20 protein-coding genes and 3 tRNA genes are annotated in these 23,052 nt (G+C 69.5%); 1 reads left to right on the forward strand and 22 read right to left on the reverse strand.

Annotated elements, in window-relative coordinates; genetic code table 11:
- Positions 1-4: 4 nt before the first annotated feature.
- From E5198_RS04060 to E5198_RS04080, 5 genes are all read right to left on the reverse strand, one after another.
- A complete protein-coding gene (locus E5198_RS04060) occupies positions 5-835 on the reverse strand; it encodes a DUF2797 domain-containing protein (protein WP_136488740.1) in 831 nt (276 codons plus the stop codon).
- Complete coding sequence (locus E5198_RS04065) at positions 835-1,098, reverse strand: YeaC family protein (protein ID WP_090347312.1); 264 nt, start codon at positions 1,096-1,098, stop codon at positions 835-837. Before E5198_RS04065 ends, E5198_RS04060 begins: the two co-directional genes overlap by 1 nt.
- A 142-nt stretch (positions 1,099-1,240) precedes the next feature.
- On the reverse strand, positions 1,241-2,104 hold the full coding sequence (locus E5198_RS04070; protein ID WP_136488741.1) for a rhomboid family intramembrane serine protease: 864 nt from the start codon (positions 2,102-2,104) through the stop codon (positions 1,241-1,243).
- Complete coding sequence (locus tag E5198_RS04075) at positions 2,101-3,072, reverse strand: metallophosphoesterase (RefSeq protein WP_136488771.1); 972 nt, start codon at positions 3,070-3,072, stop codon at positions 2,101-2,103. Before E5198_RS04075 ends, E5198_RS04070 begins: the two co-directional genes overlap by 4 nt.
- Positions 3,073-3,074: 2 nt before the next feature.
- Positions 3,075-3,962, reverse strand: coding sequence for an NAD(+) kinase (locus E5198_RS04080; protein WP_136488742.1), 888 nt, complete (start codon positions 3,960-3,962; stop codon positions 3,075-3,077).
- Between the two features lie 104 nt (positions 3,963-4,066).
- Here E5198_RS04080 and E5198_RS04085 point away from each other — a divergent pair, with 104 nt between their 5' ends.
- Positions 4,067-5,026 carry a DUF1853 family protein gene (locus tag E5198_RS04085; RefSeq protein ID WP_136488743.1) on the forward strand — a complete coding sequence of 320 codons (960 nt, stop codon included), beginning with the start codon at positions 4,067-4,069 and terminating at the stop codon, positions 5,024-5,026.
- Here the strand turns inward: E5198_RS04085 and E5198_RS04090 are convergent.
- The 17 genes from E5198_RS04090 to asd form a co-directional block, all read right to left on the reverse strand.
- Positions 5,017-5,961 (reverse strand): 1-aminocyclopropane-1-carboxylate deaminase/D-cysteine desulfhydrase, encoded by a 945-nt coding sequence (locus E5198_RS04090; RefSeq protein WP_136488744.1) that lies wholly within the window; start codon positions 5,959-5,961, stop codon positions 5,017-5,019. The genes E5198_RS04085 and E5198_RS04090 overlap by 10 nt on opposite strands.
- A complete protein-coding gene (locus E5198_RS04095; protein WP_136488745.1) occupies positions 5,961-7,343 on the reverse strand; it encodes a chromosome partitioning protein ParA in 1,383 nt (460 codons plus the stop codon). Before E5198_RS04095 ends, E5198_RS04090 begins: the two co-directional genes overlap by 1 nt.
- A 632-nt stretch (positions 7,344-7,975) precedes the next feature.
- Positions 7,976-8,052 (reverse strand) — tRNA-Asp (locus E5198_RS04100).
- A 105-nt stretch (positions 8,053-8,157) separates the two neighbouring features.
- Positions 8,158-8,234, reverse strand: a tRNA-Asp gene (locus E5198_RS04105).
- Positions 8,235-8,280: 46 nt separating this feature from the next.
- A tRNA-Val gene (locus E5198_RS04110) sits at positions 8,281-8,356 on the reverse strand.
- Between the two features lie 95 nt (positions 8,357-8,451).
- Complete coding sequence (locus tag E5198_RS04115) at positions 8,452-9,216, reverse strand: SDR family oxidoreductase (protein ID WP_136488746.1); 765 nt, start codon at positions 9,214-9,216, stop codon at positions 8,452-8,454.
- Positions 9,216-10,427, reverse strand: a complete 1,212-nt coding sequence (locus E5198_RS04120; protein ID WP_136488747.1) for an O-succinylhomoserine sulfhydrylase — start codon at positions 10,425-10,427, stop codon at positions 9,216-9,218. Before E5198_RS04120 ends, E5198_RS04115 begins: the two co-directional genes overlap by 1 nt.
- Positions 10,428-10,526: 99 nt before the next feature.
- Positions 10,527-12,032, reverse strand: coding sequence for an amidophosphoribosyltransferase (gene purF, locus E5198_RS04125; RefSeq protein ID WP_136488748.1), 1,506 nt, complete (start codon positions 12,030-12,032; stop codon positions 10,527-10,529).
- Positions 12,033-12,057: 25 nt separating this feature from the next.
- Positions 12,058-12,585: a CvpA family protein gene (locus E5198_RS04130; protein ID WP_136488749.1), complete on the reverse strand. Its 528-nt coding sequence runs from the start codon at positions 12,583-12,585 to the stop codon at positions 12,058-12,060.
- An 81-nt stretch (positions 12,586-12,666) separates the two neighbouring features.
- Positions 12,667-13,254, reverse strand: a complete 588-nt coding sequence (locus E5198_RS04135; protein WP_136488750.1) for an SPOR domain-containing protein — start codon at positions 13,252-13,254, stop codon at positions 12,667-12,669.
- 15 nt (positions 13,255-13,269) lie between these two features.
- A complete protein-coding gene (gene folC, locus E5198_RS04140; RefSeq protein ID WP_136488751.1) occupies positions 13,270-14,568 on the reverse strand; it encodes a bifunctional tetrahydrofolate synthase/dihydrofolate synthase in 1,299 nt (432 codons plus the stop codon).
- On the reverse strand, positions 14,565-15,449 hold the full coding sequence (gene accD, locus E5198_RS04145; RefSeq protein WP_136488752.1) for an acetyl-CoA carboxylase, carboxyltransferase subunit beta: 885 nt from the start codon (positions 15,447-15,449) through the stop codon (positions 14,565-14,567). Before accD ends, folC begins: the two co-directional genes overlap by 4 nt.
- A 262-nt stretch (positions 15,450-15,711) precedes the next feature.
- Complete coding sequence (locus tag E5198_RS04150; protein ID WP_136488753.1) at positions 15,712-16,332, reverse strand: phosphoribosylanthranilate isomerase; 621 nt, start codon at positions 16,330-16,332, stop codon at positions 15,712-15,714.
- 77 nt (positions 16,333-16,409) lie between these two features.
- Complete coding sequence (gene truA / locus E5198_RS04155) at positions 16,410-17,264, reverse strand: tRNA pseudouridine(38-40) synthase TruA (RefSeq protein WP_136488754.1); 855 nt, start codon at positions 17,262-17,264, stop codon at positions 16,410-16,412.
- A 2-nt stretch (positions 17,265-17,266) separates the two neighbouring features.
- A complete protein-coding gene (locus E5198_RS04160; protein WP_136488755.1) occupies positions 17,267-20,632 on the reverse strand; it encodes a FimV/HubP family polar landmark protein in 3,366 nt (1,121 codons plus the stop codon).
- A gap of 137 nt (positions 20,633-20,769) precedes the next feature.
- Positions 20,770-21,765: an aspartate-semialdehyde dehydrogenase gene (locus tag E5198_RS04165; RefSeq protein WP_136488756.1), complete on the reverse strand. Its 996-nt coding sequence runs from the start codon at positions 21,763-21,765 to the stop codon at positions 20,770-20,772.
- A 163-nt stretch (positions 21,766-21,928) separates the two neighbouring features.
- Positions 21,929-23,041, reverse strand: coding sequence for an aspartate-semialdehyde dehydrogenase (gene asd / locus E5198_RS04170; RefSeq protein ID WP_136488757.1), 1,113 nt, complete (start codon positions 23,039-23,041; stop codon positions 21,929-21,931).
- Positions 23,042-23,052: the final 11 nt, after the last annotated feature.

The following is a 23,052-nucleotide window of genomic DNA, read 5'->3' on the forward strand; positions in this document are numbered from 1 at the left end:
TTCCTTAGGGTTGCTGCACGGCCATCTGGTAGGCCGTGTACTTGCGAATGTTGATCACGCCGGTATCGAAGATCAGGTACTGGCCCTTGATGCCCTGCAGTGTGCCCTCGACCACCGGGTTCTTGTCCAGATCGAAGCTGGCGATCTTCGCCGGGTAGGCCGCGACCGGATAGCGCATCTCGACCACCGAGGCCTCCGCCAGCGGCTGGATCGCCTGCAGGCCGAAGCGCTGCTGCAGGGCTTCGAGGCCCTCGCGGCAGGTATCGAACAGCTGCTCGCGCACCGCCGGCAGGTCGACCGGCTCGGCGTCGCCCTTGAGCAGCGCGCGCCAGTTGGTGCGGTCGGCGACCTGGCTGCGCAGCAGGTCCTCGACCAGCCCGGACTGCTGGCGGGTGGCCACGCGCAGGATCGGCAGCGCCTGGCTGGCGCCCTGGTCGAGCCAGCGGGTCGGCAGCTGGGTGGCGCGGGTGATGCCGACCTTCACCCCGGAGGAGTTGGCCAGGTAGACCACGTGGTCGGTCATGCAGAACTGCTCGCCCCAGCTCGGCTCGCGGCAGGTGCCGGCCTCGTAGTGGCACTTCTCCGGGCTCATGATGCAGCTGTCGCACTGGGCGAGCCTGGTCATGCACGGATAGCAGTAGCCCTGGGCGTAGCTCTTCTTGGTGCGCCGCCCGCAGTGGCTGCAGTGGATGGCGCCGAGGTACTCCAGGCGCAGGCGCTGGCCGATCAGCGGGTTGAGCGGCAGCTCACGGTCGTCCAGGCGCAGGGCGTACTGCACCGGGGCGTCCAGGCGCACCGCCATCTTGGTCAGCGCGCCGCGTGCGATCTCGGCCATCAGTGCAGGGTGTCCGAGCTCTTGAACAGGATGTTCGGCACCTCGAAGGACTTCGACTTGCACTCCTGCGGGCCCATGTAGCCGGTGCGCTCCTCCTCGGGCAGGTTCTTGATCTCCCAGGCGATCATCGCCTGCAGGCTGAGCTCCTTCTGCTCCTGGGTGAGCTTGCGGCCGTCCGGCCACTTGCCGATCTCCACGGCGAGCTTGAGGCTCTGGTAGATCTCGGGGGTGATGTTCTCGATCATTTCGGCGAAGGACGTCATGGGTAGCCTCCAGGGAAAAAGAAGTGATTCTAGCGGGGCCGGATGGCCGTAGGGTGGAAAACGACCGCAGGTCCTTTCCACCGTCCTGCGCGGCACACCGATGGACAGGGCGGCGCCGTTGTCCACCCTGCGGGTATCTCGTTCAGCGCCGGCGGCGCGCCAGCAGACCGCCGAGCACACCGGTGGCGCAGCCGATCAGCAGGCCACCGACGTGGGCAGCGTTGGCGATCTCGCCGAGGCCGAGGGCGCCGATCAGACCGGACAGGCAGACCAGCAGCCACACCAGCATCATGCCGACCACGCCGGGCGGCAGGCGGTAGTGCGGATTGGGCGCCAGGCGCTGGAACAGCCAGCAGTGGCCGAGCAGGCCGTAGAGCACGCCGGACAGGCCGCCGAAGATGGCCGGGCCGCCGAACACGAACTGCGCGACGTTGGACACCAGGCTGTAGAGCAGGACCAGCGCCAGCAGCAGCAGGCTGCCCTGGCGCCACTCGACGCGCCGGCCCAGCTCCCACAGCCACAGGCTGTTCATCGCCAGGTGCAGCACGCCGAAGTGCACCAGCATCGGACTGACCAGCCGCCACCACTGGCCGGCGGCGAGGCTGTCGCCCAGCGGCAGGAACCAGGCGTAGTCGCCGTCGATGCGGAAATCGCTGAAGGTCAGCCAGCTGACCAGTCGCAGGTTGTCGCCGAACCAGGTGGCCAGGGCGACGGCGAAGGTCAGCAGCAGGATCAGGCTGGTGACCGGCAGGCCGCGCAGGCGCGCCAGCCACTGGCCGCTGGCGGCCGGGCGCGGCGCGGCCGGCGCTTCGCCGTAGGGGGCGCCGCCGGGATAGCGGGCATAGAGTTCGCGCACCTGCTCGGCCAATGCCTCGTCCGGCACCCAGAGCACCTGCTCGCCAGACTCCTCGCTGACCCGGTGCGGCACGCCGAGGCGCTGCAGCAGGGTGACGAAGGCCGCCAGGTCGTCGCCCAGCGGCCGGCGCAGGGCCGCCACCGGACTCATGCGTCGGCCTCCAGGCGCTTGACCTCGACCCAGAAGAACTTGTTGGGGTCCAGGCGGGTTTCCTGGTCGAGGCGGTAGGCCACCAGCTTGCCGCGGCGCACCGCGCTGTAGTCGAGGCAGGCCAGGTTGGGGCGCAGCGGCGCCGGGGTGCCGTTGCACCAGTAGTGGCCGACGAACAGCATCGGCTCGTCCTCGCCGTAGCGCAGCAGCGCGGCCTTCTGCGCGTTGGTCAGCGGCAGGTTGGCCACCTCGTCGGGCAGCGCGTCGGGCTGGAAGACGATGTCGCCGTAGGTCTGCGGATCGTCCTCCCAGAACTTGGTGCGGAACACCGAGCGGGTGAAGCCGTCGCTGCTGGTCAGGGTCAGGCCCTGGGGCAGCGGCATGTCGATGCCGCGCAGCAGGCGCTGGAAGCAGTGGGCGGCGAAGCTGTGCGGATCGCCGCCCTCCTGGATGAAGGCGCGGTCGATGCGCCCGTCCGGGAAGCGTTCGCGCAGGCGCGCGATCAGCCCGGCATCCCAGCAGGCGTGCACCAGGCGGAAGCGCCCGGCGTCGAGGAACATCGGCAGCTCGTACATCCAGGCGAGGAAGTCGTGCCAGTCGCCCGGATGGTCCTCGAACTGCGCCAGGGTCTCGCGGATGAGCCGCTCGTGGCGCGGGACGTGCTCGCGGGCGAAGGTCCGCCCGCTGCCGGGCAGCGCCGGGGTGGTCCAGCCCAGCGCGTACCACTCGTGGTTGCCCAGCAGGCACAGCGCCTGGCCGGCGGCCACCATGTCGTGGACCAGGTGCATGGCCTCGCGGATGTGCGGGCCGCGGTCGAGGATGTCGCCGAGGAACAGCACCATGCGCTGCGGGTGGCGCCAGACGCCGCCCTGGCGGCGGTAGCCGAGGCCGGCCAGCAGGCGTTCGAGGGCTCGCGCGCAGCCATGCACGTCACCGATCAGGTCGTAGCTGCGCGCCGGGTCGAGCAGCACTAGTCATGCCCTCCGAGCCGGCTGCCCCAGCCCAGCTTGGTCCGGCAGACCTCGTAGTAGTTGTGCTCCAGCGGATGGATCAGCTGCAGTTTCTGCGCCTTCTTGCGGATGGTCAGGGTGTCGCCGGGGGCGCAGGTGAAGTGGTTCTGGCCGTCGCAGGACACCAGCGGGTAGATCTGCATGTCCGAGGCGATCACCACCTTCAGCTCGCTGTTGCCGTCGACCACGATCGGCCGGCTGGACAGCGTATGCGGGTACATCGGCACGATGACGATGGCGTCCAGCTTGGGGTGCATGATCGGCCCGCCGGCCGACAGCGCGTAGGCGGTGGAGCCGGTGGGGGTGGAGACGATCAGGCCGTCGGCCTTCTGGCTGCAGACGAACTGGCCGTCGATGTACATCTCGAACTCGATCATCCGCGTCGACTTGCCGGGGTGCAGCACCACGTCGTTGAGCGCATCGCTCTGGCCGATCGACTCCAGGCCGCGGCGCACGTGGGCCTCGAGCAGGAAGCGGCTCTCCAGCAGGTAGCGCCCGGCGAGCACCTCGCTGACCCGGACCTCCAGCTCGTCGGGACGGATGTCGGTGAGAAAGCCCAGGCTGCCGCGGTTGATGCCCAGCACCGGGGTGCCGTGACGGGCCATGGCGCGGGCGGCGCCGAGCAGGCTGCCGTCGCCGCCGACCACGATGACCAGGTCGCAGATCTCGCCCATCAGCTTGCGCGTGCAGGTCTGCATGCCATGGCCGGGCAACATCTCGGCGATGCTCTCCTCGAGAATCACGTGCAGGTTGCGCTCGCCGAGGAAACGTTTCAGGCGACGAATGGTGTCGAGCACCTGCGAGCTGCCCAGGCGCCCGATGATGCCGATGTTGCGGAACTGCTCCATGAGATCCTGCCGGCTGCTGTCTGCGGAAGGCCCGATTATGGAGGATGCGCCGGGCGCCGGGCAAACCGCGACAGGCCCGAGCGCCAGCGGCTATGCTCGCCGGCATGAGCCCGTTCGCCGATCTTCTGCCCCTGCTCCCCGAGCTGCGCCAGCCAGCCGTGCGCGACCTGGCCTGGACCCTGCTCAGCCCGCCGCTGCTCGAGGCGGTGGACGGCTTTCGCCCGCGCCATCCGCTGCGCGCCAGCGGCTGGGCGGCGCATCCCCACGTGCTCGAGCTGTGGCTGCGCGCGCTCGACCGCCAGCCGCAGGCCCTGCTCGCGCAACTGGCGGCGGCGCGCGGCAACCGCCTGGGGCGCTACTACGAGCAGCTCTGGCAGTACGCGCTCGACCAGGCGCCGGGCATCCGCCTGCTGGCGGCCAACCTGGTGATCCGCGAGCGCGGCCACACCCTCGGCGAACTGGACCTGCTGCTGGACGACGACGAGGGCCTGCAGCACATCGAGCTGGCGGTGAAGTTCTACCTCGGCCCGGCCCGGGCGGATGGCGGCGACGCCGCGGCCTGGCTCGGCCCGGGGCGTCTCGATCGCCTCGACCTCAAGCTGGAGCACCTGCGCCAGCACCAGCTGTGCCTCAGCGAGCTGCCGGCGGCCCGGGCGCAGCTGCAGGCGCTGAGCCGCAAGCCGGTACAGGCCAGCCCCTGGCTGGGCGGCTACCTGTTCTATCCCTGGCGCATCCCCTGCAGCCCGCCGCGCGGCGCTGCGGCGCAGCACCTGCGGGGAAGCTGGGTGCGCCGGCATGACTGGCCGGCCTGGCAGGCGGCGCACCCGGGCGGCTGGCAGCCGCTGCCGCGCATGGCCTGGCTGGCGCCGGCGGAGTGCACGGCGGACGAATGCTGGGACGAGCCGCGCCTGAGCGCCTGGCTGGCCGAGCTGCCGGCCGACGCCGCGCCGCGTATGCTGGTCCGGCTGCAGCCCGCCGATGGTGGGCGCTGGCAGGAGCAGGCGCGGATCTTCCTGGTTGACGACTACTGGCCGCAGGCGGCCGGCAGCGGCGCTCAGGACTGAGCGGCCAGCTCGTGCAGGCGGGCGTCGAGGGCCCGGCGTCCCTGCAGGCCGCCGCTGTGCACGGCGACGACGCGGCTGCCGCGGGCGATCGCGCCCTGCGCGACCGCCTCCTGCAGCGCCAGCAGCAGCTTGCCGGTGTACAGCGGCTCGAGCGGCACGCCGGTCTCGGCCTCGAACGCCAGGATGAAGCGCGCCAGCTCGGCATCGAGGCGGGCGAAACCACCGCGGCTGGCGTCCACCAGCCGGTAGCCCTGCCCCGCCGCTCGGCCGGCCTCGCCCAGCAGGCGCGCCACCGCTTCGGGAACGCCATGGTCGGCCGGCAGCGCCAGGCAGCCGATCAGCGGGTGCCGGCCAGCCTCGCCGAGCACCAGCCCGGCCAGGGTGGTGCCGCTGCCGGCGGCGGCCCACAGCTCGTGGTAGTCGTCCCAGCCCAGCGCGGCCAGGCCATCGGCGATCATCTCCACCAGGCCGGCGCAGGACTGCGCCGCGGCCAGGCTCAGGCCGCCCTCGGCCACCGCCAGGAAAGCGGGATAGCGCTCCCGCCAGGGCTCCCAGAACCCCGGGCTATGGCGTTCGCGGTAACCGCCATAGCCCAGCCAGTGCAGCTGCATGCCGAAGCCCTGCAGGTCACGGACGGTCGGGGTGTCCTGGGCATGCCCGCGCAGCAGGCCGACGGTGGCGAAGCCGAAACGCGCCCCGGCGGCCGCCAGGGCATGCAGGTGGTTGGAGTGGGCGCCACCGAGGCTGATCAGCCCCGGCGCGCCCAGGCGGCGGGCCTCGGCGAGGTGCGGGGCGAGCTTGTACCACTTGTTGCCGCTGATCAGCGGATCGATCCGGTCCAGGCGCAGCAGCGCCAGCTCCACGCCGGCGCGCGCCAGCCAGCTGCAGCGCACCGCCTGCAGGGAGGGCCGTGGCGGCCAGTCACGATGCGCCATCAGTCGCCATGGGTGCGCGAGCGAACCCTCACGCCATGACGGGCACAGCAGTCCGACTCGCCGGCGACGAACCGACTGGGCGTCTCGACGCGGTCGATCGGCATGCCGCAACGACTGCCCCCAGGCAGCTCGGCAGTGCAGGCCGGCTGCTGGTAGTGCTCGAGCCACTGGCGGTACTGCGCCTCGCTGACGAAGCACTTGGCGGCGACATAGGCCAGGGGATTGCCCTGATAGGCGGCCAGGTCCTGCAGCGGCAGGGTCAGGTGGCCGGCGCCCGGGTGGTAGGCGACGAACACCACGCCCAGCGCAGCCAGGCGCTCCAGCGTCTGCTCGCCGCCCTCGCCGGCCAGGCGGTCGCGCTCCTCGGTGAGGCGCGCCAGCTCGCTGCGCAGACGCGCCGACTCCGCGGCCTGGGCGGCCAGTCGGGCATCCTGGCGCGCCAGGCGCTCCTGATACTCGAGCACCGCCGCACCGATGCGCGCCGCGGCCTCCTGCTCGAACTGGGCTCGCAGCGTCTCGAGATCGCTGCGCCCGCTCCGTGCCAGCGTGGTGAGCTGGCGCTCCATGTCCTGCCGCACCTGCTGGAAGCTGGCGGCCTGGGCAGTCAGGCGCTCCTTGAGCGCCTCGTTGCGCTGAGCCTGCTCGCCCAGCGCCTGCCTGAGCTCGAGCAGGCGCTGCTGCAGGGCCTGCTCGCGCTGCTCCGCCTGCAGGCGCAGCCGGGCGCGCTCCTCCTCGTGCTGCTGGGACAGGCTGACGATGCGCAGGCGCTGCTGACGCAGCAGCTGGGCCGCCTTGAGACGCTGCTCGCGCTCGAGCTGCTCGGCCTTGCGGGCAGCCTCGAGGGCGCGCGCCTGTTCCTCCGCGTCAGGGACGAACCACTTGTGCTCCGGCGCCATGTGCAGCTTTTCCGGCTCCACTGCGGCCGCCGAATCGTCCTCGACCAGCACGCCGAGATTGTTGCGCTTGGCGGCGTCGCGGATCAGCAGCAGATCGTTCTGCGTCGGTGACAGACCGGGATCCCACAGGTGCATCTGGTGCCAGGACACCGGGCACTGGCTGCGACAGGCCAGGCGAATCGGCCCGGCCCCCAGGTCGGGCCCGCTGCCGGTACGGTCGGCCAGATGGCGCAGGGGAATGTTCCAGCCACGGTCGGCCTCGCCGTGGTCGCCAAAGTCGATGTAGAAGCACACCACCGCCTTGACCAACAGTCGCGGGTTGATCAGCACGAAGGCTGCCCGCATCTGCTGATCGGCAAACGCCGGCAGGTTGACCACGCCATCGAGCAGGGCTTCGAATTCCGGGTAGAGCATTTCCTTGCAGACGCCGCGTTCATTGAAGAACATCACGGCCTCTACGATCTGCGGCTTTTTCTGCAAGCTCATCGAGCTCCCTCGCACACGCATCCACGTCCAGCGTCCTGCCGGACCGAGATCATTTATCAGCATCTGGCGCATGTACACTGCATGACGCCTGCATCAGCGGCCAAAGTCTAGGAGAAAGCCCCCCCCCGCAATGTGAAGGGGTTGGCAGGCCATCGGACCGCCGACAGCCGGTAGGCGAAGCAGCGGCCAAACTGTGACCTGGTAGCCGGGCCGTCTGGCCGGCGGTTAAGCGCGGACCCGCCAGCTCTCGTCGACCGGGGTCGCGAGCCTGGAGGCTGGTGCGTGGGATTGGGTGAGGCGATCACCGATCGCCGGCCCGGCACCCTGCGGCACCAGGCAACGCCGGCTCGAAACCGGCAACCCCGGGCGATCCCGGGAGTGTCGCCGCGACGGACGACGGCAGCCCTTACAGTTCGGTGGCGTCGTCCGCCGGTTCCGGCACATCCCGCTCGGCTGCCTGCAGCTCCAGCAGTTCTTCCTGATAATCGTCCATAACGGTCTCTCTTCTTGTCTGACTTCATGTGGTCCAACCTCTGACCACAAGTATCAGCCTAAAGATCCCGAATGACGAAAGCATGAATGTTGCAGAAAGTGAAAAGCCCCTCGAGATTGCTCTCGAGGGGCTTTCGATATGGCGCAGTGGACGGGACTCGAACCCGCGACCCCCGGCGTGACAGGCCGGTATTCTAACCGACTGAACTACCACTGCGCGTCGGCTGGACTTGCGTCCGGTACAACTTGGTGAAGCGTCTGAGCGAAGAGCCATCTGGCTTCTGCGATCTCGAACCCGCTGCAAAGGCGAATCCGGAAATAATGGCGCAGTGGACGGGACTCGAACCCGCGACCCCCGGCGTGACAGGCCGGTATTCTAACCGACTGAACTACCACTGCGCGTCGGCCGGACTTGCGTCCGAATACTTCATTGCGTGACAAGGTTTGGTGGCTGATGACGGGATCGAACCGCCGACCCCCTGCGTGTGATGCAGGTGCTCTCCCAGCTGAGCTAATCAGCCATTTGCCTTGCGACGGGGGCGAACTTTACGCAGGTAGCGGAGCTAAGTCAACAGCCCACAAGGATTTTTTTCGTTTTTCGGTTTCCCAGCGCCCTTCACGCCGGGTAGATCATGCGCCGGGTCATGCCGCCGTCGACGACGAACTCCTGGCCGGTGACGAAGCCCGCCTCGGGCGACAGCAGCCAGGCCACCAGCGCCGCCACATCCTCCACCGTGCCGACGCGGCCGGCCGGATGCTGGGCATGGTCGGCCGCGCTCAGCGGAGCGGCGCGCTGCGCCGAGGGATCACGGGCGTCGATCCAGCCCGGGCTGACCACGTTGACGCGGATCTCCGGGCCGAGGCTGACCGCCAGCGCGTGGGTCAGCGCCAGCAGGCCGCCCTTGCTCGCCGCGTAGGCCTCGCTGTCCGGCTCGGACTGGTGGGCGCGGGTCGAGGCGATGTTGACGATCGCCCCGCCGCTGGCGCGCAGGTAGGGCACGCAGGCCCTGGCCAGCAGCAAGGCGCCGCTCAGGTTGACCGCCAGCACGCGATTCCAGTGTGCCAGCGACAGGCTCTCCAGCGGCGGATTGTGCGCCTCGGCCAGCGCCGCGTTGCAGACCAGCGCATCGAGGCGGCCGAACTGACCGATCAGCTCGGCGACGCCGAGCGCCACCTGCTGCTCGTCGGCGACGTCCATGCGCACGAACCAGGCCTGCTCGCCCAGTGCACGGGCCACCTGGGCACCGCGCGCGCGGTCGACGTCGGCGAGCACCACCTGCCAGCCCTCGGCGATCAGCCAGGCGGCGCAGCCCAGGCCGATGCCGCGGGCGGCTCCGGTGACCAGCGCCACCGGACGCATTCCTTCCGCCCGCCGCTCCATCACAGCGCCGCCAGACCGCGGGCCAGGTCGGCCTTGATGTCCTCGAGGTCTTCCAGGCCCACCGCGACGCGGATCAGGCTGTCGCCGATCCCCGCCGCCGCGCGCGCCTCGGGGCTCAGGCGGCCGTGGGAAGTGCTGGCCGGATGGGCGATGGTGGTCTTGGTGTCGCCGAGGTTGGTGGTGATCGAGATCATCCGCGTGGCGTCGATGACCTTCCAGGCCGCCGCCTTGTCACCCCTGACCTCGAAGCTGACCACCGCACCGAAGCCGCTCTGCTGGCGCCTGGCCAGCTCGTGCTGCGGATGACTGGGCAGACCGGCGTAATAGACCCGCGCCACCTGGGGCTGCTGCTCCAGCCACTCGGCCAGCGCCTGCGCGCTGGCGCAATGGGCCAGCATGCGCACCTTGAGAGTTTCCAGGCCCTTGAGGAACAGCCAGGCGTTGAACGGGCTGAGGGTCGGCCCCGCGGTGCGCAGGAAGCCGACCACCTCCTGCATGTGCCTGGCGCTGCCGGCCACCACGCCGCCCAGGCAGCGGCCCTGGCCGTCGATGTACTTGGTGGCCGAGTGGATGACGATGTCGGCGCCGAGGGCCAGCGGCTTCTGCAGCACCGGGGTGCAGAAACAGTTGTCCACCGCCAGCAGGGCACCCTTGCGATGGGCGATCTCGGCCAGGGCGGCGATGTCGACCAGCTCGGCCAGCGGGTTGGACGGCGACTCGACGATGAACAGCCTGGTGTTGGGTTTGCAGGCGGCGGCCCAGGCGTCCAGGTCGGCCAGCGGCGGGTAGTCCACCTCGACGCCGAAGCGCTTGAAGTACTTGTCGAACAGGCTGATGGTCGAGCCGAACACGCTGCGCGATACCAGCACATGGTCGCCGGCGCTGCACAGGCTCATCACCAGGGCGAGGATCGCGCCCATCCCGGAAGCGGCGGCGACCGCCTGCTCGGCACCTTCCAGGGCGGCGATGCGCTCCTCGAAGGTACGCACGGTGGGGTTGGTGTAGCGGGAGTAGACGTTGCCGGGCTGCTCGCCGGCGAAGCGCGCGGCGGCGTCGGCGGCGCTGCGGAACACGTAGCTGGAGGTCATGAACAGGGCTTCGCCGTGCTCACCCTCGGGACTGCGATGCTGGCCGGCGCGCACCGCCAGGGTATCGAAGCCGGCGCCCTCCAGATCGCTGTCCAGCCTTCCGGCCTGCCATTCTTGCATCATTGAACCTTCTCCTCGGCGCGGCAGGAAGGCTCTCGGAATGGCCGGCACTGCCGCCGGTTGTGCGGGTGGCGGCGCCCGGTGGGGCGCCGCCCGGGGGCTTCAGTTGTTGTGCAGGTCGATGATCGCGCCCGGCGCGCCGCCCTTGGCCTTGGCCAGGTCGTTGCGCGCCTGCTCGATACGATCCAGGTAGGCCTCGTTGACGTCGCCGGTGACGTACTGGCCGTCGAACACTGCGCTGTCGAACTGCTCGATCTTGATCTTGCCGCCGCCGACCGCTTCCTTGAGATCGTCGAGATCCTGGTAGACCAGCCAGTCGGTACCGATCAGCTCGGCCACTTCCTCGGTCGTGCGGCCGTGGGCGATCAGTTCGTGGGCGCTCGGCATGTCGATGCCGTAGACGTTGGGGTAGCGCACCGCCGGCGCCGCCGAACAGAAGTACACGTTCTTCGCGCCGGCATCGCGGGCCATCTGGATGATCTGCTTGCAGGTGGTGCCGCGAACGATGGAGTCGTCGACCAGCATCACGTTCTTGCCACGGAACTCCAGGTCGATGGCGTTGAGCTTCTGACGCACCGACTTCTTGCGCGCCGCCTGGCCGGGCATGATGAAGGTACGGCCGATGTAGCGGTTCTTGACGAAGCCCTCGCGGAACTTCACGCCCAGCCTGTTGGCCAGCTCCAGCGCGGAAGTGCGGCTGGTGTCGGGAATCGGGATGATCACGTCGATGTCGTGGTCGGGGCGCTCGCGCAGGATCTTCTCGGCCAGCTTCTCGCCCATGCGCAGGCGCGCCTTGTACACCGACACGCCATCCATGATCGAGTCGGGACGGGCCAGGTAGACGTACTCGAACAGGCACGGCGAGAGCTGCGGGTTCGCCGCGCACTGGCGGGTCTGCAGCTGGCCCTCGGGAGTGATGTACACCGCCTCGCCCGGCGCCAGGTCGCGGATCAGGGTGAAACCGAGCACGTCGAGGGCGACGCTCTCGGAGGCGATCATGTACTCGACGCCCTCGTCGGTGTGACGCTGGCCGAACACCACCGGGCGGATGCCGTGGGGATCGCGGAAGCCGACGATGCCGTAGCCGGTGATCATCGCCACCACGCCGTAGCCACCGCGGCAGCGCTGGTGCACCCCGGCCACCGCGGCGAAGATGTCGTCGGCGGTGGGCTGCAGCTTGTTGCGCACGGCCAGCTCGTGGGCGAACACGTTGAGCAGCACTTCCGAGTCGGAATTGGTGTTGATGTGGCGCAGGTCGGACTCGTAGATCTCGCGCGACAGCTGGTCGACGTTGGTCAGGTTGCCGTTGTGCGCCAGGGTGATGCCGTAGGGCGAGTTGACGTAGAACGGCTGCGCCTCGGCCGAGCTGGAGCTGCCGGCGGTCGGGTAGCGCACGTGGCCGATGCCGATGTTGCCGATCAGGCGCTGCATGTGCCGGGTGTGGAACACGTCGCGCACCAGACCGTTGTCCTTGCGCAGGAACAGGCGACCGTCATGGCTGGTCACGATGCCGGCAGCGTCCTGGCCGCGGTGCTGAAGAACCGTAAGGGCGTCGTAGAGCGCCTGATTGACGTTCGACTTACCCACAATACCAACGATGCCACACATGTGACGCAACCCCTACAAAGTCAGGCTAGAGCGGAAAGGCCGCGCGACCGGGAAGGCCGACGGCGGAAGACGACTGCTGGAAGAGCCCGAGCACCAGATCCTTCGACCAGTCGGCAATCATCAGAAATTCGGGCAGCAGCGCCGACTGCTGCCACCAGGGATCCTGCTGCACCGGCGCCAGGCTGAGCAGGCCCACCACGATCACCACCAGCAGCACGCCACGGGCCACGCCGAAGACCATGCCGAGCAGGCGGTCGGTGCCGGTCAGGCCGGTGGCCTGCACCAGCAGGCCGAACAGGTGGGTGACCAGCGCGCCGATCATCAGGGTGACCACGAAGAGGATCGCGCCGGCGGCGATCACCCGTGCCGACGGCAGCTCGATGTAGGGGGCAAGGTGCCCGGCCAGGGCGCCACCGTACAGCCAGGCCACCACACTGGCACCCAGCCAGCCGAACAGCGAAAGGGCCTCGCGAACGAATCCGCGGGTCAGGCTGATCAGCCCGGAAATGGCGATCAGCGCGATGATGGACCAGTCGACCCAGGTGAATGACACAATGCTGCTCACTGGCGAAATGCGGAAAATAGAGCGGCAATTCTAACAGAGCGCAGGCCGGCGAGTCAGCCGCGATTGCGTTCAGCGCCGTTCGGGCTGGAAGCGCACCACGATCGGACTCAGGCGGTGCTGACGGGCGATCTGCTCGCGCATCCGCTCGGCATCCCCGCGCTCGAGCAGCGGACCGACGAATACCCGGTTCATCCCGTCCGCCGAGCGGATGTAGGCATCGAGCCCCTGACTGCGCAGCTTCTGCTGCAGCTCCTCCGCGCCGGCACGGCTGGACAGGCTGGCCAGCTGCACCGCCCAGCTGACCGGCACGCCGTCGGCATCGAGGCGGGCGGGCGGTGGGGATGACTCAGCGACAGGTGCAGGTGCAGGAGTCTGCGCCACGGGTGGTGCCGGGACGGCGTCCCCGACAGGCGGAGCGGCAGGCGCCACGGCCGCCTCATCCGCCAGGGGCGCGACGACCTGTGGCTCCGGCACGACGACCGGCTCCGGCGTCGCCGTCATCGCCGACGGCATTTCCGGCATCGGCGGCGCCTCGACACGCACGCGGCGCTGCTCGTCCTCACGGTTGAACAGCATGGGCAGGAACACCACTACCAGCGCCAGCAGCACGGCGGCCCCGACAATCCGTTGTTTCAGTCTCCGGTCCAGCATGGCCATCGGCTGCCTCTCCGCTTATCCCTGATGGGGCTGCTGGTCGCTGCCGAGCTGTTCCAGCCAGTGCAGGGCCTCGGCCACGCTGTAGAAGGAACCGAACACCAGGACCTCGTCGTCCTCGCCGGCCAACTCAAGCTGCGACTCGAGGGCCGCAGCCAGCGAAGCACAGGCGCAGGCGCTGGCGCCGCGCGCCGCGAGAGCGGCCTGCAGTTCCGCGGCACTGCGGCTGCGCGGGGTCGGCAGCGGCGCCACGGCCCAGTGAGCGATCTGCCCCAGCAACGGCTCGAGCACGCCGGCCAGATCCTTGTCGGCCAGCAAACCGAACACGGCCAGGCGACGCCCGGCCAGGGGATGCAGGGCCAGGCGCGCGGCCAGGTACTCGGCGGCATGCGGATTGTGGCCGACATCCAGCAGCAGGTTCAGCGTCCTTCCCCGCCAGCATAGCCGACGGCGCTCCAGGCGGCCGCTGACGCGGGTCTCGCGCAGCGCCTCGACCAGCGTCCCAGGCTGCCAGGGCAAGCCCAGCAGGACGAAGGCCTGCAGGGCCAGGGCGGCATTCTCCATCGGCAGATCGAGCAGCGGCAGGTCGTTGAGTTCCAGCGGCTGACCGGACGGATCCTGGCCACGCCAGTGCCAGCCCGTTTCGCCGAGCGCCAGGTCGAAGTCGCGTCCGCGCAGACGCAGCGGGCAGCCCAGCTCGCGGGCGCGCGCCAGCAGCACCGGGGGCGGATCCAGGTCACCACAGGCGACCGGCTTGCCGGCACGGAAGATCCCGGCCTTCTCCACCGCCACACTGTCGCGGCTGTCGCCCAGCCACTCGACATGGTCGACACCGATGCTGGTGACCACCGCCAGGTCGGCATCGACCAGGTTCACCGCATCCAGGCGACCGCCCAGACCGACCTCGAGCACCACCGCATCCAGCGCCGCGCGCTCGAACAGCCAGAAGGCCGCCAGGGTGCCCATCTCGAAATAGGTCAGCGACGTTTCGCCCCGCGCCGCCTCGACAGCGGCGAAAGCGGCGCAGAGCGCCTCGTCGCTGGCTTCGCCGTCCGGCAACTGCACCCGCTCGTTGTAGCGCAGCAGGTGCGGCGAGCTGTACACGCCGACACGCAGCCCGCTGGCGCGCAGCAGGCTGGCGAGGAAGGCACAGGTCGAACCCTTGCCGTTGGTGCCGGTGACGGTGATCACCCGCGGCGCCGGGCGGCCGAGACCGAGGCGCTCGAGCACTGTGCGAGCGCGCTCCAGGCCCATGTCGATCGACACGGGATGCAACTGCTCCAGGTAGCTCAGCCAGTCGGCGAGGCTGCGACTCATGCGCTGAGCGGCTCCGCGACCGGGGTCGGCTGGTGGGTCAGCTGGGCCAGCAGGCGGGCCAGGCGCGGACGCAGCTCGGCGCGATGGACGATCATGTCGATGGCGCCGTGATCGAGGAGGAACTCGCTGCGCTGGAAGCCTTCCGGCAGCTTCTCGCGCACGGTCTGCTCGATCACCCGCGGGCCGGCGAAACCGATCAGCGCCTTGGGCTCGGCGACGTTGACGTCACCGAGCATGGCCAGGCTGGCCGACACACCACCGTATACCGGATCGGTCAGCACGGAAACGAAGGGGATGCCCTCCTCGCGCAGACGGGCGATCACCGCCGAGGTCTTGGCCATCTGCATCAGCGAGATCAGCGCTTCCTGCATGCGCGCGCCGCCGGAGGCGGAGAAGCAGATCAGCGGGCAGCGCTTCTCCAGGGCGACGTTGGCGGCGCGCACGAAGCGCTCGCCGACGATCGAGCCCATGGAGCCGCCCATGAAGGAGAACTCGAAGGCGCAGGCGACCACCGCCAGGCCCTGCAGGGTGCCGCTCATGGCGACCAGCGCGTCCTTCTCGCCGGTATCCTTCTGCGCGGCGCTCAGGCGGTCCTTGTACTTCTTGCTGTCACGGAACTTCAGGCGGTCCACCGGCTCCAGCTCGGCGCCGATCTCCTCGCGGCCTTCGGCATCGAGGAAGAAGCCCAGACGGGTACGCGCGTTGATGCGCATGTGGTGATCGCACTTGGGGCAGACATCCAGGGTCTTTTCCAGCTCCGGACGGTAGAGCACCGTGTCGCAGGACGGGCACTTGTGCCACAGGCCCTCGGGCACCGTGCTTTTCTTCACCTCGGAACGCATGATCGAGGGAATCAGTTTGTCTACCAGCCAGTTGCTCATGCTCTGTTCTCCGTAGGCCCGGACTGGCGCGCACCGGGTGCGCGCACAGCTCCTCGAGCAGATTCACGTTGGGACCACGATCCGACACGGCTCGCCCGGCAGCCCTGCTGCCCGCACGACGACGCCCGCATCGCTCGCGACCATGGTGCGCGCGGCCGCCGCAGCGGCCATCACGCGATAAATTCAGCACCGACAGGTCCAGCCCTGCGGCGATCTCAGGCTAATGGACGGCGCGCCGGTGGCGACCGTCACATGGCCGACGTCAACTGCCGCGCACCGCCGCGACGAAGGCCCGCACCCTGGCGGCATCCTTGACACCCTTGCTCGCCTCCACCCCGCCGCTCACGTCCACCGCCCACGGACGCACCTGGCGGATCGCCGTCGCGACGTTCTCCGGCGTCAGGCCGCCGGCGAGGATGAGCGGACAGCCGGGCTCCTCCGGCACCAGCGACCAGTCGAAGGCTTCGCCGGTACCGCCCGGCACGCCGGGGACGAAGGTATCCAGCAGGATGCCGGCGGCCTCGGGATATTCGGCGCAGCGCGCGCGGATGTCCTCTCCCGGACGCACGCGCAGGGCCTTGATGTAGGGGCGGTGGTAGCCGACGCAGTCGGCCGCCGTCTCGTCGCCGTGGAACTGCAGGAGATCCAGCGGCACCGCGCCGAGGATCTCGTTCAGCTCGCAGCGCGAGGCGTTGACGAACAGGCCGACGGTGGTGACGAAGGGCGGCAGCGCCGCCACTATCTCCCGAGCGCGGTGCACGTCGACCGCCCGCGGACTCTTCGCGTAGAACACCAGACCGATGGCATCGGCGCCGGCCTCGGCCGCCACCAGGGCATCCTCGACGCGGGTAATCCCGCAGATCTTGCTGCGAACCACTGACAACGGGACACCCTCCGGCAGACAAAGTCGCGATAGTAGCAAATGCCCCGGACAGCGTCAGCCTGCCTGGCGACTCGGGTTCAGGACTCCAGCGCGGAAAGGAAATGCGGGCCCAGGTAGCGCTGCGGCAACTGGAACTCGTCCGGGTACTCCACCTGCACGAGATACAGCCCGTAGGGATGGGCGGTCACTCCGCCGCTGCGGCGATCGCGCGCGGCGAGGATTTCCGCCACCCACTGCGGCTCGCGCTCGCCGGCGCCGATGGCCATCAGCACCCCGGCGATGTTGCGCACCATGTGGTGGAGGAAGGCGTTGGCGCGCACGTCCAGCACGATGAAGCGGCCATGTTCGATCACCTCCAAATGATGGATGGTCTTGATCGGCGACTTGGCCTGGCACTGCACGGCACGGAACGAGGTGAAGTCATGAGTGCCGACCAGCGCGCGGGCAGCGGCACGCATGCGCGCCACCTCCAGCGGACGGTGGTTCCAGGTGATCTCCTCGGCCAGGTGCGCCGGACGCACCGGGTCGTTGTAGATCACGTAGCGGTAGCGACGCGCCACGGCGGAGAAGCGCGCGTGGAAGTGCGCCGGCATCGGCTGCGCCCAGGTCACGCTGATGTCGCCCGGCAGGTTGGCATTGGTACCCATGATCCAGGCCTTGAGCGGACGCTCGACGCCGGTATCGAAGTGCACCACCTGTCCGCTGGCGTGCACCGCTGCGTCGGTACGCCCGGCACAGATGATCGACACCGGCTCGGCAGCCACCTTGGACAGCGCCTTCTCCAGCGCCTCCTGCACCGAGGGAACCCCGGCCTCCTGGCGTTGCCAGCCGCGATAGCGCGCCCCCTTGTACTCGACGCCGAGGGCAATCCTGGAAACGCCAGCGGCAGCCGTCTCGGCTGCCGCTGGTACTGCAATGTCTGCGAACGTCATGCTCAGGCGATGCGCCCCATCATCTCGCGCGCTTCCTGCTGCTGGCCGGCATTGCCCTCCTTGAGCACCTCGTCGAGGATGTCGCGGGCGCCATCGGCATCCCCCATGTCGATGTAGGCGCGGGCCAGCTCCAGCTTGGTCGCGGTCTCGTCGGTATCGGCGAGGAAGTTGAAGTCCTCGTTGCCGGTCAGCTCCGGCACCGCAGCCACTTCCGCCACGTCGAACGACGGCAGCTCGGCGCCGGCAGCCGGCTCGGCGACTCCGGACTGGGCGAGGAACTCGTCGAACGCGGCATCCAGATCATGCTCCACCCCGCTGCTCGCTCCCAGCGCCTGCAGCTCGAGTTCCAGTTCGTCCAGTCCCTCCAGGCTGGCGGTTGCCGGCACCACGCCCGGCTCCCCCTCCTCGGGATCGGCCAACTCCAGGCCGGCCAGATCCAGCAGGAGTTCGTCCTCGCCGCTCACGGCGACGCTGTCGGTGGCCGGCTCAGCTACGCCAGCCTGCGGTGCGTCGGCCTCGGCCAACAGGAACGAGTCGTCCAGCCCCAGCTGATCCAGCTCGGCGAGCAGGCTCTCGTCGTCCCCACCGGCGACCGGCGACTGCGGCTCGGCGGCCAGCAGCGCATCGTCCAGGCCCAGTTGATCCAGTTCGGCGAACAGCGCCTCGTCGCTCGACTCGACGACTGCCGGCGCCGGCTCATCCGCCAGCAGCGTATCGTCCAGACCCAGTTGATCCAGCTCGGCGAACAGCGCCTCGTCACCCAGCTCGGTGACTGCCGGTGCCGGCTCATCCGCCAGCAGCGTATCGTCCAGACCCAGCTGATCCAGTTCGGCGAACAGATCCTCGTCGCTCTGCGCGGCACCGGGGGCGCGGGCGCCCTCCTCGGCCTGCAGGGTTTCGCCCAGCCCGAAGTCAACGTCTGCAGCCGCAGGCGGCAGCTCGATGGCATCCAGCTGCAGGTCGAAGTCCAGAGCGTCCGGCTCGGTCAGCCCCTCGCTGGCGACCACATCCGACTTCGCCGGCTCGAGCCCCAGCAGATCGTCGCCCAAGCCCTCCAGGGTCAGCTCGTCCAGCCCCTGGCCAGCCTCGACGGCGGCCTGCGGGCTGGCCGCCAGCTCGCGCTCGAGTTCGGCCTCCAGATCGTCGAGACTGAGGTCGAAGTCGCCGGCCGGCTCGCTCGCTGCGCCCGCCTGCTGCGCTGCGCTCGGCGCCAGGTCGTCGAGGGTGAGGTCGTCGAGGGAGAACTCCTCGTCCTGCCGGGCAGCGACCTTGTCATCGCCAGCGCCGGCCGAGAAATCGAAAGCATCCGCCGCCGCGGCCGCGCCGATGCCGATGGCGGCAGCGCTGGCGAGGATCTGCGGATAGCGGGCACGCAGCTGATCGATCTGCGGCTGGGCGCCGCCAATCTCGCCCAGCTCGGCCTCCTGACGGACGAAACCTTCACGGTCGCCCATCTCGGCGCAGACTTCCATCAGCTTGAGGCGCAGATCGGCGCGCTGCGGCTCCTCGTTGATGGCGTTGCGCAGCAACTCGGCGGCCTGGGTGAAGCGACCGTAGGTGCTGTACATCTCTGCCTCGCCCAGCGGGTCGGAGCCCTTCAGCGACGGCATGGGCGCCCCCGGCGCACGCTCGTCGGCCAGCGGCTCGCCCAAGTCCGGGACGTCGACCGGAGCGACCGCCGCTGCGGACGATGCCCCCGGATCGGTGAACAGCTCGCCCGGCGCATCGTCGCTCGGCTTCTGCGCCTTGCGCCGGGCATTGATCATCAGACCCAGGCCGGCCAGCAGAGCCAGGGCGCCGCCTCCAGCGGCCAGCAGCAGCGGGTCGGCCAGCACCTCGTCGAGCAGGCTCGGCTCGTACGCCGGCTCGGCCTCGACCGGCAGGGCGGCCGGCTTGACCGGAGCAGGCTCGGGCGCTTCGGCAACCGGGGCCGGTGCGGGCTGCTCGCTTGCAGCCGGAGCGGGCTCAGCCGCCGCGGGTTCGGCAGCGACCGGCGCCGCAGCGGCCTCGACCGGCTTGGCGCCGGCTTCAGCCTCGGCGCCGGCCTCGGACTCCGGTCTGGTATCGGCCGCCGGCTGCGCTTCGGCTGCGACCTGCGGCTTGCCGTCGGCAGCAGCTTCGACCTTGCCTTCGGCCGTCGGCTGGGGCGCTGCGGCAGCCACCGCAGCCTCGGCGCCAGCAACGCCGGCAGCCGCGACCGGCGCCGCGGCCTCGCTCGCCAAGCCGCCCTGCAGCTTGGCCAGTTGTTCGTTCTTCAGCTCGATCAGGCGCTGCAGCTTGTCCAGCTGGCTCTGCAGGTCGCCGAGGCGCTCCTTGAGCTCCTGGTTCTCGCGCTGGGTGGTCGCCAGGCTTTCCTGGTTGACCGCCAGCTTGTCGGCCAGCGCCTTGCTGTCGGCGGCGGCGCCGTTGTCGCTGCCGCTGGTCGACTTGCCGGCAGCGGCGGACACCAGACGCAGATTGTCCTCGACCGGCGCCTGGGCCGGTGCGTTGCCGGCCTGGCTGCGGCGGGTGGCGTCGAGCTGGCGGGCGGTCGCCACCGGCTGGACCACACGTCCCTCGCGCCAGGCACTGTTCTGCGCCTGCACCTGGGCCAGGGCATCGGCCTGGCTGCGGCTGCGCACCTGCGCTTCGGTCGGCAGGCGCAGCACCTGGCCGCTCTTCAGGCGATTGATGTTGCCATCGAAGAAGGCATCCGGATTGAGCTCCTGGATCGCCAGCATGGTCTGGTGCACCGACACGGCATTGCTCGGCCGGGCACGCTCGGCGATCTGCCAGAGGGTATCGTCGCGGCCGACGCGGTACTGGCCATCGCGCAGCGAATCCCGGGCGAGGCCCGGCGCCGGGGCGACGGGAGCCTCGGCCTGCGGCGCGGGCAGCGGCGCCCGCTCGGACAGTTGCGGAACGGCAGGCGCGATCGGGGCGGCCTGGGGCAGGCGCGGGGTGGCAGCGGCAGCAGTCTGCGGCGAGTACAGCGGCGGATCGAGCAGTACGGTGTATTCGCGCAGCAGGCGACCGTTGGGCCACAGCACCTCGACCAGGAAGTTCAGGTAGGGCTCGCGCACCGGCTTGCTGGAAGTCACGCGGATCACGCTCTTGCCGTTGGGCTTGAGCACCGGGGTGAACTTGAGGTCGGTCAGGAAGTACGGGCGGTCGACGCCGACCTTGTTGAATTCCTCGACGGCGGCGAGCGCCGGGATCACTTCGCCGGTGCCCAGGTCACGCACCTCGAGCAGTTCGATCTCGGCATCCAGCGGCTGGTTCAGGGCGGACTTCAGCGAGATCTCGCCCAACCCCAACGCGTGCGCCATGCCGGAGGTCAGCGCCGAAGCGGCGGCAATTGCTAGCACCAGTTTGCGTACCCGAACCATAGCGTGTAATCCCTTGTTTCTTCTGTCTCGCCGAGCGAGTGGCGGCACGCCGGAGCCCCGCGGCCGGTGTATGCGGGGCCTCGGGACATGCGCGACCAGGATGGACAAAGCCGACCGAAATGTCGGGCCAGTATCTTTTACAGGGTGTGTTTAAGCAACAACTCGGCCAGCCGTACGGCATTGAGCGCCGAACCTTTTCGCACGTTATCTGATGCAATCCACAAATTGAGTTCGCACGGATCCAGCTGCCCCGCACGCAGCCGGCCGACATAGACCAGGTCCTGGCCCAGGGCATCGCCCACGGCGGTGGGATAGTCGCCCTGCTCGACCAGCTCGAGTTCCTCGGCATCGTCCAGGCAGTGGCGCACCACGGCCAGGTCGACCGGCTCGGCGCACAGCAGGCTGACCGCCAGGCTGTCGCCGAAGAACACCGGCGCCTGCACGCAGGTCGCCGCCACCGGCAGCGTCGGCTCGCCGAGCACCTCGCCCAGCTCGCCGGCCAGGCGGCGCTCGTCGCGGGCGTGGCCGTCGGGCAGCTCGGCGCTGGCGCGGGCCAGCAGGTTGAAGGCGATCTGCCGGTCGAACAGCTGCGGCTCCACCGGTCGGGCGTTGAGCAGCTGGGCGGTCTGCCGGGCCAGCTCCTCGATGCCGTCGCGGCCGCGGCTGGACACCGCCAGGCAGGCGGTGAGGGTGACCCGGCGCAGCTCGACCACCTGGCGCAGGGTGCCGAGCACGCTGGCCAGCGCCACCACCGCCGGCAGCGGGCTGCGCAGCCAGCGCGCGGACTCGGCCTGCTGCGGATTGACTTCGGCCACCACGCAGGGCGCCCGCTGCGGGTCCAGCACGCCGGCGAGATCGACCAGCGCGCAGCCGGCGGCCTCGATGCGCGCCAGCTGCGCGGCGGGGAGCGGCTCGAGCAGGAACACCAGGGACACGCTGGCGAAATCGAAGCCGTCGGCAGGCTGGACGCGCAGGTTGCGCTCGCGGAACGCCGCGACCTGGCCGGCGGCATCGGCTGCTGCCAGGGCATGCAGGGTGCCGACCGGGAAATCGCGCTCGTCGAGCGCCATCAGCAGCGCCTCGCCGACCAGACCGGTAGCGCCGACCACGGCGATGTCGAAGGATTGATTCATGGGGGACCTCGGAAAAAGGTGTGGCACTTTAGCGAGCCGGGCAGGCGCTGGATAGGCACCAGCGGACTCTAGGGACGACTGGTTGCCAGGCCTTTGACATGAAGCAAAAGACCCGCCGAGGCGGGTCTTCTGTGATCGCGACAGGGGCGCTGGCGTCCTGCCCTCAACGCTCCAGCAGGATGCGCAGCATGCGGCGCAGCGGTTCGGCCGCACCCCACAGCAGCTGGTCGCCGACGGTGAAGGCGCCGAGGTACTGCGAGCCCATGTTGAGCTTGCGCAGGCGGCCGACCGGCACGCTCAGGGTGCCGGTCACGGCAGTCGGGCTCAGCTCGCGCATGCTGATCTCGCGCTGGTTCGGCACCAGCTTGACCCAGGGGTTGTGCTGACTGATCAGGCCCTCGATGTCGGCCAGCGGCACGTCCTTGTTCAGCTTGATGGTCAGCGCCTGGCTGTGGCAGCGCATGGCGCCGATGCGCACGCACAGGCCGTCGACCGGGATCGGGCTCTTGTTGCGGCCGAGGATCTTGTTGGTCTCGGCCTGGCCCTTCCACTCCTCGCGGCTCTGGCCGTTGGGCAGCTCCTTGTCGATCCAAGGGATCAGGCTGCCGGCCAGCGGCACGCCGAAGTGGTCGACCGGGAAGTCGGCGCCGCGCTGGGTCTCGGCGACCTTGCGGTCGATGTCGAGGATGGCGCTGGCCGGGTTGGCCAGATCGTCGGCCACCGCGTGGTGGATCGCGCCCATCTGCTTGATCAGCTCGCGCATGTTCTGCGCGCCGGCGCCGGAAGCCGCCTGGTAGGTCATGGCGCTCATCCACTCGACCAGACCGGCCTCGTACAGGCCGCCGAGAGCCATCAGCATCAGGCTGACGGTGCAGTTGCCGCCGATGTAGTTCTTCACCCCGTTGTCCAGCGACTGGTCGATGACCTTGCGGTTGACCGGATCGAGGACGATCACCGAGTCATCGTTCATGCGCAGGCTGGAGGCCGCGTCGATCCAGTAGCCCTGCCAGCCGGCTTCGCGCAGCTTGGGGAATACTTCGCTGGTGTAGTCGCCACCCTGGCAGGTGAGGATCACGTCGAGGGTCTTCAGTTCGTCGATGCTGTAGGCATCCTTCAGCGGGGCAATGTCCTTGCCGATCGACGGACCCTGGCCACCCACGTTGGAGGTGGTGAAGAACACCGGCTCGATCAGGTCGAAATCGCGCTCTTCCAGCATCCGCTGCATGAGCACGGAACCCACCATACCGCGCCAACCGACAAGACCTACACGCTTCATCGCAACTACAC

The organism is Pseudomonas sp. A-1, assembly GCF_004801855.1.
Classification (GTDB): domain Bacteria; phylum Pseudomonadota; class Gammaproteobacteria; order Pseudomonadales; family Pseudomonadaceae; genus Geopseudomonas.

What these genes read in the sequence shown, in the direction of transcription:
- E5198_RS04060 (WP_136488740.1), bottom strand. Translation starts at nt 835, where the DNA reads ATGGCCGAGATCGCACGCGGCGCGCTGACCAAGATGGCGGTGCGCCTG.
- E5198_RS04065 (WP_090347312.1), bottom strand. Translation starts at nt 1,098, where the DNA reads ATGACGTCCTTCGCCGAAATGATCGAGAACATCACCCCCGAGATCTAC.
- E5198_RS04070 (WP_136488741.1), bottom strand. Translation starts at nt 2,104, where the DNA reads ATGAGTCCGGTGGCGGCCCTGCGCCGGCCGCTGGGCGACGACCTGGCG.
- E5198_RS04080 (WP_136488742.1), bottom strand. Translation starts at nt 3,962, where the DNA reads ATGGAGCAGTTCCGCAACATCGGCATCATCGGGCGCCTGGGCAGCTCG.
- E5198_RS04085 (WP_136488743.1), top strand. Translation starts at nt 4,067, where the DNA reads ATGAGCCCGTTCGCCGATCTTCTGCCCCTGCTCCCCGAGCTGCGCCAG.
- E5198_RS04090 (WP_136488744.1), bottom strand. Translation starts at nt 5,961, where the DNA reads ATGGCGCATCGTGACTGGCCGCCACGGCCCTCCCTGCAGGCGGTGCGC.
- E5198_RS04095 (WP_136488745.1), bottom strand. Translation starts at nt 7,343, where the DNA reads ATGAGCTTGCAGAAAAAGCCGCAGATCGTAGAGGCCGTGATGTTCTTC.
- E5198_RS04115 (WP_136488746.1), bottom strand. Translation starts at nt 9,216, where the DNA reads ATGGAGCGGCGGGCGGAAGGAATGCGTCCGGTGGCGCTGGTCACCGGA.
- E5198_RS04120 (WP_136488747.1), bottom strand. Translation starts at nt 10,427, where the DNA reads ATGATGCAAGAATGGCAGGCCGGAAGGCTGGACAGCGATCTGGAGGGC.
- purF (WP_136488748.1), bottom strand. Translation starts at nt 12,032, where the DNA reads ATGTGTGGCATCGTTGGTATTGTGGGTAAGTCGAACGTCAATCAGGCG.
- E5198_RS04135 (WP_136488750.1), bottom strand. Translation starts at nt 13,254, where the DNA reads ATGGCCATGCTGGACCGGAGACTGAAACAACGGATTGTCGGGGCCGCC.
- folC (WP_136488751.1), bottom strand. Translation starts at nt 14,568, where the DNA reads ATGAGTCGCAGCCTCGCCGACTGGCTGAGCTACCTGGAGCAGTTGCAT.
- accD (WP_136488752.1), bottom strand. Translation starts at nt 15,449, where the DNA reads ATGAGCAACTGGCTGGTAGACAAACTGATTCCCTCGATCATGCGTTCC.
- truA (WP_136488754.1), bottom strand. Translation starts at nt 17,264, where the DNA reads ATGACGTTCGCAGACATTGCAGTACCAGCGGCAGCCGAGACGGCTGCC.
- E5198_RS04160 (WP_136488755.1), bottom strand. Translation starts at nt 20,632, where the DNA reads ATGGTTCGGGTACGCAAACTGGTGCTAGCAATTGCCGCCGCTTCGGCG.
- E5198_RS04165 (WP_136488756.1), bottom strand. Translation starts at nt 21,765, where the DNA reads ATGAATCAATCCTTCGACATCGCCGTGGTCGGCGCTACCGGTCTGGTC.
- asd (WP_136488757.1), bottom strand. Translation starts at nt 23,041, where the DNA reads ATGAAGCGTGTAGGTCTTGTCGGTTGGCGCGGTATGGTGGGTTCCGTG.